Raw genomic sequence first — 17,787 nt, 5'->3', positions numbered from 1 at the left:
GGGCTCCGGATGCGGTGAAACTATTGACAAGCCCTGCGAGGCCTTGAGGTCGGCCTTCCGCCTTCCCGGGCGAAACCTAGACACGGTGCAGAAAAAGCCTCAGCTACGAGGGTTTTAGACACACCGGAGAGAAAGTTGCGCCGGTCAACCGTGGCGGAAGGCAGTGGCCGGAGGGGTTCCCCCGGCGAAGCACTTGGATGAAACGACCAGACATTGGGCCACCCGTCCACCCTCTTCCCGAGCTCCCTCCCGTAAACTCGGCGGCACATCATGCTTGCAGGAAGGATCGATCGTGCCCGACCCACTCAGCGTCTCGGCGCCGGTTCCAGCAGAAAGGCCTCTGGCCGGACTGCTGGTCGCGGACTTCTCACGCGTGCTGGCCGGCCCGCTGGCGACCATGACCCTTGCCGATCTCGGCGCGCGGGTCATCAAAGTGGAGCGCCCGGGCAGGGGCGACGACACCCGCAGTTGGGGGCCGCCCTACTCCCCCACCGGTGCCACGTACTTCGAAAGCGTGAACCGCAATAAGGAATCCGTCTGCTTGGATCTGTCCCAGCCCGGAGACCGGCAACTGGCCCGAAAACTGGCGGTAGCCGCCGACGTCGTCGTCGAAAATTTCATGCCCGGGGGGATGGACAAGCTCGGGCTGGGCTATGAGCAGCTCTCCGCCGAGAACCCGAAGCTGGTTTACGCCTCGATCTCCGGCTTTGGTTCGGCCGAGGGAGCGTCGCTGCCCGGTTATGACTTCATTGTCCAGGCAGTCGGCGGGCTGATGAGCATTACCGGGGACGCCGAAGGCTCACCCTACAAGGCCGGGGTGGCACTGGTGGATGTGCTCACCGCCAAGGATGCCAGTATCGGCATCCTCGCGGCACTCCAGGCCCGCTCCGCCACCGGACTCGGCCGGCGGCTGGAGGTCAACCTGCTCTCCAGCCTGCAGGGCGCATTGGCCAATCAGGCGCAGGCCTGGTTGGGCGCAGGGACCATTCCGCAACGGATGGGCAACGCGCATCCGTCCATCGTTCCCTATCAACTGCTCGAATGCGCCGACGGTCCGCTGGCGGTCGCGTGCGGCAACGACGGGCAGTTCCGGCGCTTGACGGAGGCGCTCGGACAGCCGCATCTGGCCGAGGACAAGCGCTTCGACACCAACACCGCCCGGGTGCAGCACCGCGCCGAACTGATCCCACTGCTGGAAAAGGCACTCTCGTCCACGTCCGCCGGGGTGTGGCAGGACAAGCTGACCGCCGTCGGTGTTCCGGCCGGCCCGGTCGCCACTATCGACGAGGGCATCAGCTACGCGGAATCGTTGGGCTTGAAACCGACCATCGAGGTGCGTGACGCCACCGGCCAGCCGGCCGGCCGCCAAGTCCGGCATCCGATCTCCTGGACGCCGCCATTTGAACCACGCGCTTCGGCCCCGCCTGCCCTCGGGGAGCACACCGAGTCCGTGGTGGAGTGGCTGCGGTCCTTGGACTAGTGACCGTGCCGGCGCAGCGCCAGCCAGAGGCGCGCCGCCACATCCGGGTCGTCGACGCTGACGCCGAGCACCCGCTCGGCAACAGCCATCCGGTGGCGCAGCGAGTTCCGATGCACGCCCAACTGCCGGGCCGTCTCTTCCCAGTGCCCGCGGTGGCGCAGATACGCCGCAACCGTCGCTACGAGGTCGGCGCGGCGGTAGCCGGCGAGCGAATCGACCCAGCCATCGGCACGGCTTTCGTCGTCGGCCGCCAGGTCCAGCAGGCGGCCGGCAGGGGCTAGTTCGGCAGATCGCTGCAAAGCCGCCACTGCCCGGGCAATCTCAGGCAGGTTGAGTGCTTCGGTCCACGCCGCCCCGGTCTCCGGCGCGGACTGCCCGCCCGGTTGCGGCGCCGCGGCCGGCGGCACGGCACCGCCGCTGCTGCTCCCTGCCGCCAACCCCACGAGCCCGACGTCGGTGGCCCCGCCGGCTGGGGCCTGTTCGGCCGCTGCTTCCGTTGCGCCCGGATCCAGCAGGAAGTAGCCCAGCCGCCCCTCGCGGTAGCTCAGCGTACACGCGGCCAGCGCCGCCAACGGTACGCCGCCGCCGTCGTCAAGCCGCAGTCTGGCCACCGCACCGGCCAGCGCCCGGAGGGAGTGGTAGGTTTCCATCCGCGCGGCCAGCACGCGCACGCGCCGGGGCAGCGGATCCAGCCCGGAATCCGCGGCCACCATCCGTGCGGCCTCCAGTTCCCCGCGGACCAGCAGCTTGGCAACCGCAGAGCCAAGCACGGCCGAGGTGCCCGAAAGCTCTTCCTGCTGCTGGGCTTTCATCGCCAGCAGCACGCAGACCGTCATGATGATCTGCCGGTCGGCCTTGGTCAGGGTCCGGCCCGGCCCGATGGCCAGGAAGCCTTCGATCCGGCGCCCCACCAGGATCGGATACTCCACCACCGGGCTCCCATGCAGCCAAAAGGTGGCCGCGGAATGAGTCCCCGCGACGTTGAGCCGGGTGGTTTCCAGCTTCAGGTGGGGCAGCAGGCTTGCGGCGCTGGACGGACGCACGGTGGCCTCGGCCCCGTCCGCCGGCAAGTAGGCAGCCCAGCCGCCCAGCGCCTGGGCCAGTCCCTCCACCACGGCCTGCACCGCGTCCGGGCGCGTCGCTGCCCGCGCCAGCGCCGTCTGGGTTCCGAGGCTGGCAATCAGGTCCGCTTGGGAACCGCGCGAAGTGAGGTCCCAGAAGGCACGGGATACGTCCAGGAACGGCACACCGTCGGGAACCACCAGCAGTTCCACGCCCTCCGCGGCGCAGGCCAGGACCAGATCGGCCGGCACGCTCTCTAGGCCTTCGCCCAGCCCCAGCCCCAAGGCGGCCACGCCCTTGGCAGCCAGCCGCCGTACATACGCGCCGGCGGCGGTACCCTCGAGCGGAATCCCGGTGGTCAGCAGCAGCTCGCCGCCCTCCAAATATGGTGTGGGGTCCGCCAACTCGGAGACGTGGACGCCGGAAAGCTGAATGCTTGGAACGGGACCAGGAACAGCCCGGCGGAGCGAACTGCCGAGCACCTGGCTGAGCTGGGCGAGGGAAATCATGGTCTGATTATCCAAGGTCGCGGCCCAAATTGGGCTAACCGTCCAATGACCCGTGCCGTCGCCGTGTCTAACGTTGCCCTTATGACCGATGCATACTCCGCAGCCGGCGCCCCGCCAGCTGCCCTCCCGCAGACCCGCCACCTCGCCACCGCCATCCCCGGCCCTCGATCCCAGGCGCTGCATCAGGAACGCCAGGCCAACGTCAGCGACGGCTTCGGCATCGTCCTGCCGGTCTTCATCGAGCGGGCCGACGGCGGCATCCTGCAGGATGTGGACGGCAACAGGCTGATCGACTTCGCCTCCGGGATTGCGGTGACCAGCATTGGAGCCAGCCACCCCCGCGTGCGCGAACGGGTGTCCGCCCAACTGGATCGCTTCACGCACACCTGCTTCATGGTCACCGAGTACCAGTCCTTCACCGACGTGGCGAAGTGGCTCAACCAGCACACGCCCGGTGACTTTGAAAAGCGCACCGCGCTCTTCTCCACCGGGGCCGAGGCCGTGGAGAATGCCGTCAAGATCGCCCGCTCGGCCACCGGCCGCAGCAGGGTGCTGGTCTTCGACGAGGCCTATCACGGCCGCTCGCTGCTGACCATGGCCATGACGGCCAAGGAGAACCCGTACCGGCTGAACTTCGGCCCCTTTCCCGCCGAGATCGTGCGCGCCGCATCGGCCAATCCGCTGCGCCCGGCAGCACAGCACGACGGCGGCGTTCCCGCCTCCGCGGCGAACGTCACGGCGGCGGCCCTCGCATCGGTGGAAGCCACCCTTGCCGAGCATGGCCCGGAGAACTTCGCCGCCATGGTCATCGAACCCATTCAGGGCGAAGGCGGCTTCGTGGTGCCGGCACCGGGCTTCCTTACCGGGTTGCGTGGCATCGCGGACCGGCACGGCATTGTCCTGGTGATCGACGAGATCCAGGCGGGCATGGGCCGCACCGGAACGCTCTTCGCCAGCGACCATGAAGGAGTAGCCGGCGACATCACCCTGAGCGCCAAGGCACTGGCCGGCGGCCTGCCCTTGAGCGCCGTGACCGGCCGCGCGGAACTGATGAACGCGGTCCACGCCGGCGGGCTCGGCGGCACCTACGCCGGCAACCCGCTGGCCTGCGAAGCCGCCCTGGCCGTCTTCGAAGCGTTCGAGGACGGCAGCCTGCTCGCCAACGCCCGGGCCATTGAGGCAGCGGCGCGGCAAGTTCTGGCGCCGCTGGTCACCGAGACCCACGCGGTGGCCGATTTCCGCGGGCGCGGCGCCATGCTTGCACTGGAGTTTGCCGACCGGGAGACCCTGGCCCCGCGCGCCGATTTGGCCAAGGAAGTAGCCGCCCGGTGCCACGCACAGGGAGTGCTGACCCTGACCTGCGGCACGTACGGCAACGTCATCCGTTTATTGCCGCCGCTGGTCATCGGCCAAGACCTGCTCGCCGACGGCCTCCAGGTGCTGCGGCAAACCATCCTCGACGTCACCGCCGAGCAGGGCGTCACCGCGGAGCAGGGCATCACGGCCGAACACAGCGTCACGGCCGCCTCCCCGTCCCTGGGCTGACGCCGGGCACTCACAGCGCACCGCCGTCGTGATCTCACATCCCTTTAGCTGACAGAAGGAAAGCACATGTCTCTGGACCATGACCTGATCGCCCTTGATTCGCTCCTGACCGAGGATGAGCGAATGCTGCAGAAGGACGTCCGCTCGTTTGTGGATTCGTCGATCAAGCCCCATATTGCCCGCTGGTACGAGGACGCCGTGTTCCCGCTGGAGATTGTGCCCGAGATGGCGAAGCTGGGCCTGCTCGGCATGCATCTGGACGGCTACGGCTGCGCCGGCCGCTCCGCCGTGGAATACGGTCTGGCCGGTGCCGAACTGGAAGCCGGCGACTCCGGCCTGCGGACCTTCGTCTCGGTGCAGGGCTCGCTGGCCATGAGCGCCATCCACAAGCACGGCTCCGAGGAACAAAAGAAGCAGTGGCTGCCGCAGATGGCTGCCGGCGAAGCGATCGGCTGCTTCGGCCTGACCGAACCCACCGCCGGCTCCGACCCGGCCAACATGAAGACCTTCGCCCGCCGCGACGGCTCCGGCCCCGACGCCGACTGGGTGCTCAACGGCTCCAAGCGCTGGATCGGCCTGGCCTCGGTGGCCAAGGTCGCGATCATCTGGGCCCAGACCGAAGACGGCGTGCGCGGCTTCATCGTCCCGACCAACACCGCCGGCTTCAAGGCCACCCCGATCGAACCGAAGCTCTCGATGCGCGCCTCCATCCAGTGCGACATCGAACTCACCGACGTCCGGCTGCCCGCCGACGCGCTGCTGCCGAACGCCAAGGGCCTGCGCGGGCCGTTCGAATGCCTGAACGAAGCCCGCTACGGCATCATCTGGGGCGCCATGGGCGCCGCCCGCGACGCCTGGCAAACCGCCGTCGACTACTCCAAGGAACGCCTGCAGTTCGACAAACCGCTGGCCGGCTACCAGCTCACCCAGGAAAAGCTGGTCAACATGGCACTGGAAATCAACAAGGGCTTCCTGCTGGCCCTGCACCTGGGCCGGCTCAAAGACGCCGGCCAGCTCCAGCCGCACCAGATCTCGGTGGGCAAGCTCAACAACTGCCGCGAAGCCATCGAGATCGCCCGCGAATGCCGCACCATCCTCGGCGGCAACGGCATCACCCTGGACTACTCACCGCTGCGCCACGCCAACAACCTCGAATCCGTCCGCACTTACGAAGGCACCGACGAGGTCCACACCCTGATCCTCGGCCAGAAAATCACCGGCCTCCCCGCCTTCCGCTGAGCACCCGGCACTGAGCAAAGGAGCATCATGAGCACTGCGGTTCACCTGCAGCACTACATCGGCGGCACGTGGTGCGACGGCGACGGGCCGCGCATCGCCAGCACTAATCCGGCCCGGCCGGACCAGGTGGTGGCGGAAGGCCGGCAGGCCGGAGCAGCGGATGTGGAGCGTGCCATGACGGCGGCTGCCGGCGCCCGGCGGGACTGGGCGCGCACCCCGGCGCACGACCGCGGCGCTGTGCTGCTGCGCGCCGCCGTCGTGATTGAACAGCACGCGGAAGAGTGGGGGCTAGAGCTGTCCCGCGAGGAGGGAAAGACCCGTGCCGAGGGCCGCGGCGAAGTGCTGCGGGCCGCACAGATTTTCCGTTACTACGGCAACGACGGCGACCGTACCGCCGGGGAGATCTTCGCTTCCCCGCGGCGCGGCGAACAGATCCTGGTCACCCGCAAACCGCTCGGTGTCGTCGGCGTGGTCACTCCGTTCAACTTCCCGATTGCCATTCCCGCCTGGAAGATCGCCCCGGCGCTGGCGTACGGCAACACGGTGGTCTGGAAACCTGCCAGCACGGTGCCGCTGCTGGCACTGCGGCTGGCGCAGGCACTGGAGGCCGCGGGCCTGCCCGCCGGAGTGCTGAACCTGCTGATCGGCCCCGGCTCCATGGGCAACGCCTTGGTGAACCACCCGGGGCTGGACGGGCTGACCTTCACCGGTTCCACCGGCGTCGGCCGCCAACTGGCAGCGGCCGCTGCAAGCCGCGGCGTTCCGGTGCAGGCGGAGATGGGCGGCAAGAACCCTGCCATCGTCCTCGCGGACGCCGACCTGGAGCTCGCCGCCGAACAGGTCATGCTCGGTGCCTTCCGGTCCACCGGGCAGAAGTGCACCGCCACCTCCCGGCTGGTGGTGGCGGAGTCCATCGCCGATGAGTTCCTGGCCATGCTGAAGGAACGCGTCGAGTCCCTCGTCGTCGGCGATCCGACGGACCCGGCGGTGCAGATGGGACCGGTGGTGAACGGCGGTGCCCGCAAGTCCATTCTGGAGGGCCTCGCCACCGCGCGGGCGCAAGGCGCTTCCGTCGTGGCCGAGGGGACTATGAGCGACGACGGAGACCTCGCCACCGGGTACTTTGTGCCGCCCACCATTCTGGAGCTGCCCGCCGGACGCGAGCTGGACGTGTGGCGCGAAGAGCTCTTCGGCCCGGTGCTGTCGGTGCGGCGCGCGGTCAGCGTGGAGCAAGCGTTCGAGCTCGCCAACGACGGCGAGTACGGGCTCTCCGCCGCGCTCTTCACCCAAGACCTCACCCGCGCGCTCGAAGGGATGGAGGACCTGGATGTGGGGATCCTGCACGTGAACTCCGAAACTGCGGGCGCGGACCCGCATGTGCCTTTTGGCGGAGCCAAGAAATCCGGCTACGGACCGAAGGAGCAAGGAGCCGCGGCGAAGGACTTCTTCACGCACACCACCACCGTGTACCTACGCGGCGGCGTGCCCACTGTCTGACTCCCTCCGTCGTCGATACCCCGCCCTGCGCCGACGTCCGAACCCGCTATTCCGCCGTCGTCATCTCCCACCGAAGGAACCATGAGCAATCCCAGCATCGAGAACATCAGGCACATCCTCGTCGTCGGCTCCGGCGCGATGGGCTCGCAGATCGGCCTGCTCGCAGCCCTTGTCGGCTACCGCGTCACGGTCCAGGACATTTCCGAGGAGATGCTGGCGGCCGCGAAGGACCAACTGGCCTCGCGGCTGCAGGCCAGCGTGGCCAAGGGCAAAGCCTCTGCGGACGACGCCGACGCGGCGCTCGCGCGAATGTCCTTCACCACCGATTTGGCAGCCGCGGCGGGCGCTGATTTCGTCATCGAAGCCGCCACCGAACGGCTCGACATCAAGCAGCAGATCTTCACCCGGCTCGGCGAACTGGCCCCGGCCCACGCCATCCTTGCCACCAACTCCTCCACCCTCGGCTCGTCCAAAGTGGCCGAGGCCAGCGGCCGGCCCGAGCAGGTGTGCAACATGCACTTCTTCAACCCCGCGCTGGTGATGAAGTGCGTGGAAGTGGTGCGGAACGATGCGACCTCGCAGGAAACCGTGGACACCACCATGGAACTCGCCCGCCGCTTCGGCAAGGAGCCGGTCTTGATCAACCAGGAGGTTCCCGGCTTCGTTGCCAACCGGCTGATGGCCGCGATCCAAAAAGAGGCCCTGGCCCTGCATGCTGCAGGTGTGGCCAGTCTCGAAGACATCGACGCCACCGCCAAAACCGCGCTCGGCCACCCGATGGGCCCGTTCGAACTGATGGACATGGTGGGCCTCGATGTCATCGACTTCATCGCCCGGGCCACCTATGACGAAACCGGCGAGGAAGCAGACCGTCCGCATCCGGCGATTACCGAGTTGGTCGCCGAGGGCAGGCTCGGCCGCAAGACAGGCCGGGGCTGGTATGACTACTGATGGATAACCGCACGGCCTCCGAAGTACCATCAAGCAATCAGAGTCCTATCCGCCCCAAAGACCATGAGGTAATAGTGCCCGCACCTATCGCGGATGTCCTGGCAACTCAGGTTTCCGCCCGCCCCCGCATTCTGGTCAGTTGTTCCCTCAGCGGACCGGAGAACGACGCTTGGTTGATCGAAGACTTGACTGCCTACGCAGACAATGTCGGGCATGAACTACACGCCCAGGACGCGGACTTCGAACTCCTGGACGTGGGCGCTGCTGCTTCCTGGGAGCTGGACGCTGCCACCAGCCTCAGCGGGTTCGACGGCCTGCTGGTTCTGGGCGGAGGAGACATCCACCCGTCCCTCTACGGACAGCATCCTACAGCTGCTCCCGGTTACGGAGTGGATGAGCGCGTCGATCAGGCGGAGATTGCGCTGGTGAGAAGCGCCGCCGGTTTTGGGCTGCCTGTGATGGGAATCTGCCGCGGCCTGCAGGTCATCAACGTCGCGTTCGGCGGGACTCTGACTCAGGATCTTGGCCCGGAATCCATCCATCAGGTGCACACGGATGAGCCCGGCATGAGCGGCCACGATGTGGTGATCAAGCCGGGCACCCTGGTTGCCGCGGCCTTGGGCGCCGGCGGCGTGACGGTCAGGTCCGGGCACCATCAGGCTGTTCAGGATCTCGGCATCGGGATGCTGGCCACCGCGGAGGCTCCGGACGGCGTCATCGAAGCCATCGAACACCAGGATCAGTGGGTCCTTGGCGTGCAGTGGCACCCCGAAGACCCGGACACGGTCCCCGGGCAACTCGCCGCGCTGCTGCGCATGTTCGCGGACCAGTGTCGGAAGGCGCCGGCCCCGCACCCGGGCGGGCGGACGATCGCCGCCTAAGACGCCTCGCTCGACCGGTCGGCAGGAACAAACTCTCCTGCCACCACGCGGCCCAGCAGTTCCGTGAGCAGATCCACGCCGGCGAGCATATCGTCGTCGTTAGTGAGCTCCTTCTCATTGTGCGAGACGCCGTCCACGCTGGGCACAAACAGCATGATGGTGGGGACGATGTCCTTCATGTTGGTCGAATCGTGCCCGGCGAGCGTGCGGACCGTTCCGTACGTCAGGCCCAGTGCCTCCGCGCTCTTGGCGGCCAGACGCAGGCCGGCTTCGTCATAGGCCTTGGCGGCCCATACATGTTCGGCACCGCGCTCGATCCGCACGCTGGCGCGCGTCTCGATCTGGGCGACCCGTCGGTGCAGCTCGGCGTCGGCTGCCGCGAGGACCTCCGGGTCGGTGCTGCGAACGTCCACCAGCAGCTCCACCCGGTTGGCCACCACCACCGGCGAGTTCGGGTGAACCGTGAACTCGCCGCAGGATGTGATCACGGCGTGTTCGTCCGTGCTGAATTCGTCGGCGATCTCCCGCGCCGCGACCACCAGCGACGAGGCCCCGAGCAACGCGTCGTGTCGGTCTGCAATAACCGTGGCGCCGGTGTGCGCCTGCTCGCCGTGCACAATGAATTCGTATTTGTTGGCACCCCAGGTGGACTCGACCAGACCAATGGTCAGCCCGTTGTCCTCCAGTGACCGACCCTGCTCAATATGGATCTCCACGTAGGCAGCGACATCCAGGGAAAAGTCGCCGACGGTGCCGATCGCTTCCAGCGCCTCGCGCACTGTGGTGCCGGACGGATCTGTGGTGGCCAGGACTTTCTCGGCCGGCAGTTTGCCGGTGAACACCGAGCTGCCCATCATGGACGGCTTAAAGCGGCAGCCTTCCTCGTTGAACCAGTTGATCACTGCAATGTTGAACATTGGCGCGGCATCCGCGGCCCCGGAGCTCTCGGCGCCGGTGTCTGCCCCCGAAGTCATCCGCTCCTTCAGCCGGATCGCCGCATGGGCTCCGGCCAGCACGCCGTAGGCGCCGTCGAAGCGCCCGCCGAACGGCTGCGAATCCAGATGCGAGCCGACGGCGATGTACGGCGCGCCGGGTACCAACTCAAGCAGCGCAAATTGGTTGCCCACCGCGTCGTAGCGGACCTCGAAACCGTGTCCTTCGACCAACCCGCGGAACCAGTTCCGCGTCTGCCCGTCCGCCGGGGTCCCTGCCTGACGGTCCACTCCACCGCCCGCCGTGGCACCGTACGTGCTCATCGAGCGGAAGTCGTGCAGGAAGGAGCGGGCGTCGTCGTTGGAAATTCCGGCCTGCTGCGAGGCAGTGATGGTCATGATTGCACTCCTAAAGGTTCTGGTTGGTGGCCGGAAGCGGAATCGGTCCCCGGGCCGAGGGCCGTGCCCGCGCCCACGTTGTCGAACGTGAATTCGCCGCCAACGATCGTGGCAAGGACCTCCAGCGCGGAGATGTCGGCAGCCTCCAGCGGTGAGCCGGACAGCACTGCGAAGTCCGCGAACTTCCCCCTGCGTAAGGTGCCCTTCTCGCTGGACGCACCGGTGGCCTGGGCGGCCCAGTCGGTGTAAGTCCGCAGCGCTTCTTCTGCGGTCAGGCCCTCGGATGCCCCGCCGAGTATCAGTCCTTGTTCGGTGCGCCGGTCCACCCAGGACTGCATGGCGCGCAGCACGTTGTTATCGGCCACAGGCAGGTCGGAGCTGCCGGCCACCAGGATGCCGGCGTCCACCAGCGAGCGTCCCCGATACAGCCAGCCCTCGCGTCCGGCCCCCACCAAGGCAGCAAACTGATCGCCCAGCGGGCCAATGAACGCGGCCTGCGGAGTGACCGCGATCCCGGCCGCGGCGACCGGTGCCAGCTGGTCCGGCCGCGATATGCCGAAGTGCTCAATCCGGTTGGGCAGGTGGTTCCGCCCGTACCGCTCCTGGCAGCCGGTAATAATGTCAATGGCCAGGTCAATGGCCGCATCGCCAATGGCATGAAGCGCGATCGGCCAGCCGGCGCGGTAGGCCGCGTCCACGCGTTCCCGGTAGGCCCCGGGTGAATCCAGCAGGTAGCCCGTGTTGTGCTGGTGGCCGCAGTAGTCCTCGGTCACGGCCGCCGTGGCGCCCAGCAACGAGCCGTCCATAAAGACCTTCACCGGTCCCAAGGACACCCACTCGTCGCCGAAGCCCGCAACCGCCCCGAGGTCCAGGCCGCATCCGTTGCCGGTGCCGTGCATGTCGGCTTCGTTGGCCTTGATCGGCCGCAGCGAGTCCAGCGCGGGCATCAACTGGGCGCGGGCATGAAGCTTGCCGGCCCGCCTAGCTGTCACATAGGCCTGGACTTCCAGCGGGCTGTGCCCGATCCAGCCGCCCCCGATACCTGCCTCGGTGAAGCTGGTGATGCCCTCAGCCGCGTAACGTGTAGTCGCCGCATCCAGCGCTTCGACAATCCGCTCCACGGGGTAAGGCAGCAGCAGGTTCTGGATCAACTGCTGCGCGGATTCCTCGACGATGCCGGTGGGGTAGCCGTCCGGGCCGCGCAGCACGGCGCCGCCGGTTGGATCGGTGAAACCGGGTTCCAGGACGCCGGCCAGCCGCAACGTGGCGGTGTTAGTGATGGACAGGTGCCCCGAGACGTGCCGCAAGTACAGCGGCCGGTCGCCGGTAATCTCGTCCAGCCGGCGAATGTCGGGGAAGGACCCGCCGTGATGCTTGTGGTTGAATCCGGTGCCGTTGACCCACGCGTCGGGCTGGTCCTCGAGCCGCCGGACCTCGGCTTCGAGCAGTGTGTACAGTTCTTCGAGACCGCGGGCGTGTTCCAATTCGACGACGCCCAAGCCCAGCCCCCACCAGGCGGTGTGGCAGTGCGCATCGATGAAGCCGGGCACCACCACGGCCCCGCCGAGCAGAATCTCACGTTCTGCGGTGCAGCCGTCCAGTTCGTCGTCGAAACCGACAATACGTCCATTGAGCACGCCGACGGCGCGGGCGTGGGGACGCTCTGCCTCGAGGGTGAGGATCTCGGCGTCGCGCAGGATCAGGTCCAGCTTCATCGCGTCCCCTCCCCCGCACCGGCAAGGGAACTGCCGGAATCCGCAGCCAACCGGGCGGAAGCCAGGCCCGCGAGCTCCTCCGGTGCATTCGCGGTGCCCGGCGGCATGGTCTCCGGATCCGTGACCAAGTGCAGCAGCGCCAGCCGCCCGCTGGCCAGGGCACGCTCCAGCGCCGGACCGAATTCCGCGGCGGTTTCAACCCGTTCGCCGTGCCCTCCGAAGCTGCGGATCCAGTCAGCGAAGTCTGGGTTGAGCATCGAGGTCCCGGACGGCCGCTCCGGGTAGTGCTTGCGCTGGTGCTGCACGATCGTGCCGTAAATGCCGTTGTCCACCACGATCACCAGCGGGGCGGCACCATGCGCCGCGGCCACTGCCAGTTCCTGCGCGTTCATCATAAAGTCGCCGTCGCCGCAGACCGCCACCACCTGCCGGCCCGGTTCGATCAGCGCGGCCGCGACGGCGGCGGGAACAGCCAGCCCCATGGCTCCGTTGCGCGGCCCGATCAGCGAGCCGGCACCATGGTGGGTCAGGTAGCGGTGGCCCCAGATCGTCGCGTTGCCCGCTCCGTACGTGACCACCTTGTCCGCGGGCAGCCGGTCTTCCAGCACGCCGAAGGCTACGCCCAGGTCAACGCCGGGGCTGTTGTCCGGACGGGGTGTGGCGTACCGGCGCTGGTCATCGGCGAGCGCGTCCATCCAGCCACTCCCGCGGGAACCCCGCACCATGGCGGGGCCAGGAAGTGCGTCAACCAACGACGACGGCGGGACCGCCAGGTGCTGGTCGATCCGGCCGGAGTGGGTGGCGGCATCCGGATCCGGCAACACAAGCACGGTTGGTGCGTTGAACCCCTTGGTGTAGCCGTCGCTGAGCACGTCGCTTCGGCCGCAGCCGATGAACACCAGCAGGTCGGCTTCGTCCAACCTTGCGGCGAGGGTGTCTGCCCGCCCGTAGCCCAGCCAGCCGGCCCACGCCGAAGAAGAATGCGGAACCACGTCATAGGCGCGCCAGTCGGCGGCAACCGGGATCTGTGCCTCGGCCGCCCATTGAGCGAGCCTTCCACCGGCGTCGCTCCAGCCGTCGCCGCCGGCAACGATCAGCGGACGGGCAGCCGCGGCCAGCCGGCCCGCCAGTTCCTCCATCGCAACAGTCGGCGGTACCGCAGTTGCGAGCGCACGCGGCGGAACTGCACCGGCGTCAGTCGCCCGGACCAGCACATCCTCCGGCAGACCGATCACCACCGGGCCGGGCCGGCCGGAGACGGCCAGGTGCATCGCTTCGGCCACGATTTCCGCGGCGCGGTGTTCGTCGTCGAGCACCACCACGCGTTTGGCGGTCGTCGAAAACCAGCCGTCCAGGCTGAATTCCTGGAACGAGTCCCGTCCCCGGTCGGCCACCGGGATCAGGCCGACGAAGAGCACCAGCGGCGTCGCGTCCTGCCACGCGGTATGCACGGCAATCATTGCGTTCGCCGCACCCGGCCCGCGGGTGACCATCGCGATGCCCGGGGTGCCGGTCTTGCGCCCCTCGGCCAGCGCCATGAAGCCTGCACCGCCTTCCTGGCGGCAGACAACCGTTGACACGGGCGAGTCGTGCAGCCCGTCCAAGACGTCGAGGAAGCTCTCGCCCGGAACCGAATACACGCGGCGGACGCCGTGCGCCTCAAGCTGGCGGACAATCAGGTGGCCTGCGGACTGGGTCATGGTGCGGTGCTCTCTCGTCAGGAAGTTCGTCGCCGGAAGGTGGAATCAGTGCTTGAAGCCGGGCAGGTTCACGCTCATGCGCGGGGCCACGACGCCGGCGACGGCGGTGAACAAGCTCAGGAACACCAGCATCACGGCGGCCGGCCACCAGTGGTTTCCGGCGGAGGCCACCAGGCCGGTAGCCAGCAGCGGGATGAAGCCGGAGAGCATGCCGGCAGTGTTCTGCGCGAAGCCCACGCCGGTGTAGCGGGTCCGGGCCGGGAACAAGCCTGTCAGCACCGTGCCGGAAGCCGCGTACGGGAAGGACAGCGTTGCCACGGCGAGGACCATGCCCATAACCACCAATACCGGGTTGCCGCTATCCACCAGCAGGAAGGCCGGAACCGCGGCCAGCGCGGAAGCGATGCCGCCCCACAAGATGACGCGGCTGGCGCCGAACCGCTCGCCCAGTCGGCCGCCCAGGATGAGGACAGGGATTTCGACGATGGCCGCAATCATGCCGCCCAGCAGCATCAGCTGGGCGGAGTAGCCCAGGATGTTCACGCCGTAGTAGACCACAAACGCGGTGACCAGGTAGAAGCCGCCTACGCCGAGCAGGGCCGCGGCCATGCCGATGATGATGTGCTTCCAAGACTCCCGCAGCGTGGTCCGGATCGGAGCTTTCTCCACCTGGTCGTGCTCCATGAGCTCCGCGAAGACCGGGGATTCGTCCAGTCGGCTGCGAATGTACAGCGCGATCAGGAGCATCGGGATAGCGGCCAGGAACGGGATGCGCCAGCCGAAGGAGTTGAAAGTCTCCTGCGAGAAGAACAGTGTCATCAAGAAGAAGCCGCCGGAGGAGAGAATGGTGCCGATCGGTGAACCGATCTGCGGCAGCGCGGCATAGCGGGCGCGGCGCTCCAGCGGAGCGTTCTCCACCACAATCGTCATCGCGCCGGACCACTCGCCGCCCACAAACAGGCCCTGGGCCACGCGCAGCAGCACCAGCAGCACCGGTGCGGCAATGCCAATGGCGGCGTACGTGGGCAGCAGGCCGATCAGGCCGGTCACCGCACCGATGCCGACGATGGTGATCATCAGGGTCTTACGGCGGCCGATCTTGTCGCCCATGGCGCCGAAGAACATGCCTCCCAGCGGACGCGCCACTAGGCCGACACCAAACGTGGCGAAGGATGCCAGCGCCGCCGCCGTGGCGTTCTCATTGGCGAAGTACTGGACGTTGAACACCAGCGCCGCCGCCGCGCTGAACAGGAAGAAGTCGTACCACTCCATCGCAGTGCCAATGAGGGCACCGATGGAAACCTTCATCGCCTCCTTGTCAGTGATCTGCCGGGTAGCCCCGGCCTCGAGGTTCAAGGTTTCTGACATGGTTCCTCCATGTTTGGTGTTCGGGTGTCCGGCCGTGCAGAACGGCCGCAACGAACTGATAATGCACACCAGTTTTCCAGAGTGGGCCGCGTCACACCCGCACGAATCGTCGCGGCTTTCCGGGGCTAGAATGTGCAAAAGCACATGATAGGGGCCGAGAACACCATGGAAACACCGCAGATTCATGAGAACGACGACGATGCCTCCGCCGCCCGTTGGAACGGCCTGCTGGACCAGCTATCCGTGGACAGGCTGACGGACCTCTTCCTCGAGCGCGTCCTGCAACTCGACGACTATAGGGACGGCGTCCTGCCGGCCAGCGAGATCCGCCGCACAGGAGCCGCCTCGTTCGAGGCGCTGATCGAAAGCCTGCGCCCGGGCGCAGACAGCAAGCGCCTCATCGCCGAGCGGCAAGGCATCTCATTGGACGTTGGTGTCTCCCGCGCCAGGGCAGGCGTCCCCGTGGAGTCGCTGATGACCGCCATCCGGATCGACTTCACCGTGATCTGGGGCGAGCTCATGGCGCTGGCGGATCCGGGCGATGCCGAACTGCTGGTGCGACGGGCCGAAACGGTATGGCAGGTGGTGGACTCTTACGCAGCGCAAACCCAAGCCACCTACATCGCCGAGCGCCAGCGCATGGCCCAGGAAGAATCCTCGGTGCGGCAAGGCCATGTGGCCACCATGTTTGGTCAGGTCAGCCCGGCATCGGAAATGCTCTCCCGCATCGCCGAGGAGCTCGGCATCGACCAGTTTGCTCCCCTCGTTGTCGCGGCAGCAACAACGGACGACGCCGCCGCCCTCCGTGTGGAGGTTGCCTCGGCTTCGCGCCGTGGCTCAGAAATATTCACGCATCCGCTGCCCGACGGACTGGTCGCCTTCTGGGCAGCCGATGACCGGCCGGGCAGCGCGGCCCGCGAAACCATCGAGCAGATCAAGAACATCCGATGCGGCCTGGTTGAACAGGTCCGCGGCCTCACGGACCTGCGCGTCGCCGCCCAGGCAGCCCGCGCCCTGGCGTCCTTGGCCAAAGACAACGATCAGCAGGCCCTCACCATGCGAAACTCCTGGGCACGACTGGCCCGGCACCGCCTGTCGGAAACCGGCGTTCCCATTGTGCCCGACGTCGACGCCGCGCTGGCCCGATGCGGAACAGTGGAACGAGCCCGGCTGGAAGAATCGGTACGGTCCTACCTATCCACCGGCAGCATCGCCGAGTCCGCAGACCAGCTCTTCTGCCACCGAAACACCCTCATGAACCGACTGCGCCGCTTCACGGATTTAGTCGGCATCGACGTGACCATCCCCCAACAAGCCGCCCGCCTCGTCGTCGCCTGGTCCTGATCGAGCGTCGTTTCCGACTCCAGCGAGCCGGAGCACCTCAGCTCCCTGGATATCCAGCGCACTCGACCGGTGACCTGACTGTCTGGGGTTCCTTGCTCCCAGGGGGGAGCGCTTGGTCACACCCGGCTGCGGGCGGCGATTTCCGGAAATACCCTACTGCCGAAGGTCGTTCTAGCCTGTTGTGACCCTGGCTCCCCGAATCCGCATCTTGGTAATATCCGCAGTCGCCGCCCTGGCCCTGGCCGCCGTCGTCGTCGGCTGGGTGTTCACAGCCAATGCACGGCCCTCCGCAGCGCAGATCCCGCAGAGTGTTCTGGCCGCGGACACCAGAATGGGAGCCGTAGAACTGCGGGTAAAGGACCTGCAGACCGTACGCAGGTTCTACGAAGAAGGCGTCGGCCTCGAGCCGCTCGGCGAAACCGCGGGAAGCGTCAGCCTGGGCGTGGGCGGCGAAGAGATCCTCCGCCTCACCGCGGCCGAGGGTGACTCTACGAATCCGGCCGATGCCGGGCTCTACCATGCGGCCGTCCTCTACTCGGATGGTCCGGCCCTGGCCCAGACGCTGGTACGTCTGATCCAGATGGCACCAAACCTCTATCAAGGGTCGGCCGACCATGCGGTGAGCCACGCGTTCTACTTCACGGACCCCGAAGGCAATGGCGTGGAACTCTACATCGACACGCCGGCCGACACTTGGAAGTGGCAGGACGGTCAGGTCCAGATGGGCAGCGCCGCACTGGATCCGAACGACTTCATCACCCGGCACCTCGGCCGAACCAGCGACGGCACCGCCGCTATGGGACACGTCCACCTCAAGGTCGGGGATCTGGTGCAGGCACGCGAGTTCTACGTGGACACCCTCGGCTTCGCGGTGACCTCCGAAATCAACGGAGCACTCTTCATGTCCGCCGGCGGCTATCACCACCACCTGGCCGCGAACGTGTGGAGTTCGGCCGGGTCAGGAGACCGGCCCGACACCCTCGGACTCGGATCATTCGCCGTGCGGCTAGCCGGTCCCGCCGAGCTCGACGCCGTAGCCGGACGCCTGGACGCCGCCGGCATCGACTACCAGCGCGCCAAGGACTCCATGGCCGTTGCCGACCCGTGGGGGAATGTGGTCCGTCTGAGCCACTGAACCACCCGGGAGAAGTCCTCCCGGACTCTC

The 17,787-nt window shown here is 67.4% G+C and carries 13 protein-coding genes; 8 read left to right on the top strand and 5 right to left on the bottom strand.

Features of this window, described 5'->3' with window-relative positions; translation table 11 throughout:
• The first annotated feature begins 292 nt into the window (after nt 1-292).
• On the top strand, nt 293-1,480 hold the full coding sequence (locus ACWF5H_RS09610; protein WP_452036460.1) for a CaiB/BaiF CoA transferase family protein: 1,188 nt from the start codon (nt 293-295) through the stop codon (nt 1,478-1,480).
• Here the strand turns inward: ACWF5H_RS09610 and ACWF5H_RS09605 are convergent.
• Nucleotides 1,477-3,051: a PucR family transcriptional regulator gene (locus ACWF5H_RS09605; protein WP_452036458.1), complete on the bottom strand. Its 1,575-nt coding sequence runs from the start codon at nt 3,049-3,051 to the stop codon at nt 1,477-1,479. The genes ACWF5H_RS09610 and ACWF5H_RS09605 overlap by 4 nt on opposite strands.
• An 81-nt stretch (nt 3,052-3,132) precedes the next feature.
• Between ACWF5H_RS09605 and ACWF5H_RS09600 the strand changes: the two genes are divergently transcribed.
• From ACWF5H_RS09600 to ACWF5H_RS09580, 5 genes are all read left to right on the top strand, one after another.
• Complete coding sequence (locus tag ACWF5H_RS09600) at nt 3,133-4,596, top strand: aminotransferase class III-fold pyridoxal phosphate-dependent enzyme (protein WP_452036456.1); 1,464 nt, start codon at nt 3,133-3,135, stop codon at nt 4,594-4,596.
• Between the two features lie 66 nt (nt 4,597-4,662).
• Nucleotides 4,663-5,835, top strand: coding sequence for an acyl-CoA dehydrogenase family protein (locus tag ACWF5H_RS09595; protein WP_452036454.1), 1,173 nt, complete (start codon nt 4,663-4,665; stop codon nt 5,833-5,835).
• A 27-nt stretch (nt 5,836-5,862) separates the two neighbouring features.
• On the top strand, nt 5,863-7,332 hold the full coding sequence (locus ACWF5H_RS09590; RefSeq protein WP_452036452.1) for an aldehyde dehydrogenase family protein: 1,470 nt from the start codon (nt 5,863-5,865) through the stop codon (nt 7,330-7,332).
• An 81-nt stretch (nt 7,333-7,413) separates the two neighbouring features.
• A complete protein-coding gene (locus tag ACWF5H_RS09585) occupies nt 7,414-8,283 on the top strand; it encodes a 3-hydroxyacyl-CoA dehydrogenase family protein (protein WP_452036451.1) in 870 nt (289 codons plus the stop codon).
• A gap of 74 nt (nt 8,284-8,357) precedes the next feature.
• Nucleotides 8,358-9,164: a gamma-glutamyl-gamma-aminobutyrate hydrolase family protein gene (locus ACWF5H_RS09580; RefSeq protein ID WP_452036449.1), complete on the top strand. Its 807-nt coding sequence runs from the start codon at nt 8,358-8,360 to the stop codon at nt 9,162-9,164.
• Here ACWF5H_RS09580 and ACWF5H_RS09575 read toward each other — a convergent pair.
• Genes ACWF5H_RS09575 through ACWF5H_RS09560 form a run of 4 tightly spaced genes read right to left on the bottom strand, consistent with a single transcriptional unit; the run spans nt 9,161 to nt 15,278 of the window.
• On the bottom strand, nt 9,161-10,495 hold the full coding sequence (locus tag ACWF5H_RS09575) for a M20 family metallo-hydrolase (RefSeq protein ID WP_452036447.1): 1,335 nt from the start codon (nt 10,493-10,495) through the stop codon (nt 9,161-9,163). The genes ACWF5H_RS09580 and ACWF5H_RS09575 overlap by 4 nt on opposite strands.
• Nucleotides 10,492-12,210, bottom strand: a complete 1,719-nt coding sequence (locus tag ACWF5H_RS09570) for an amidohydrolase (RefSeq protein ID WP_452036445.1) — start codon at nt 12,208-12,210, stop codon at nt 10,492-10,494. The genes ACWF5H_RS09575 and ACWF5H_RS09570 overlap by 4 nt, the downstream gene beginning before the upstream one ends.
• On the bottom strand, nt 12,207-13,910 hold the full coding sequence (locus ACWF5H_RS09565) for a thiamine pyrophosphate-dependent enzyme (protein WP_452036443.1): 1,704 nt from the start codon (nt 13,908-13,910) through the stop codon (nt 12,207-12,209). Before ACWF5H_RS09565 ends, ACWF5H_RS09570 begins: the two co-directional genes overlap by 4 nt.
• Nucleotides 13,911-13,955: 45 nt before the next feature.
• Entirely contained in the window at nt 13,956-15,278 is a 1,323-nt protein-coding gene (locus ACWF5H_RS09560; protein ID WP_452036441.1) for an MFS transporter, read from the bottom strand.
• Between the two features lie 165 nt (nt 15,279-15,443).
• On the opposite strand from ACWF5H_RS09560, the gene ACWF5H_RS09555 reads away from it, so the two are divergent.
• Together ACWF5H_RS09555 and ACWF5H_RS09550 are read left to right on the top strand one after the other, a co-directional pair.
• Complete coding sequence (locus ACWF5H_RS09555; protein ID WP_452036439.1) at nt 15,444-16,622, top strand: helix-turn-helix domain-containing protein; 1,179 nt, start codon at nt 15,444-15,446, stop codon at nt 16,620-16,622.
• A gap of 208 nt (nt 16,623-16,830) precedes the next feature.
• Nucleotides 16,831-17,757: a VOC family protein gene (locus ACWF5H_RS09550; RefSeq protein ID WP_452036437.1), complete on the top strand. Its 927-nt coding sequence runs from the start codon at nt 16,831-16,833 to the stop codon at nt 17,755-17,757.
• The last annotated feature ends 30 nt before the right edge of the window (nt 17,758-17,787 follow it).

This window comes from Arthrobacter sp. NPDC055138 (assembly GCF_053607305.1).
Note: the sequence above shows the minus strand (reverse complement) of the source record. Positions and strands in the feature narration are given on the sequence as shown.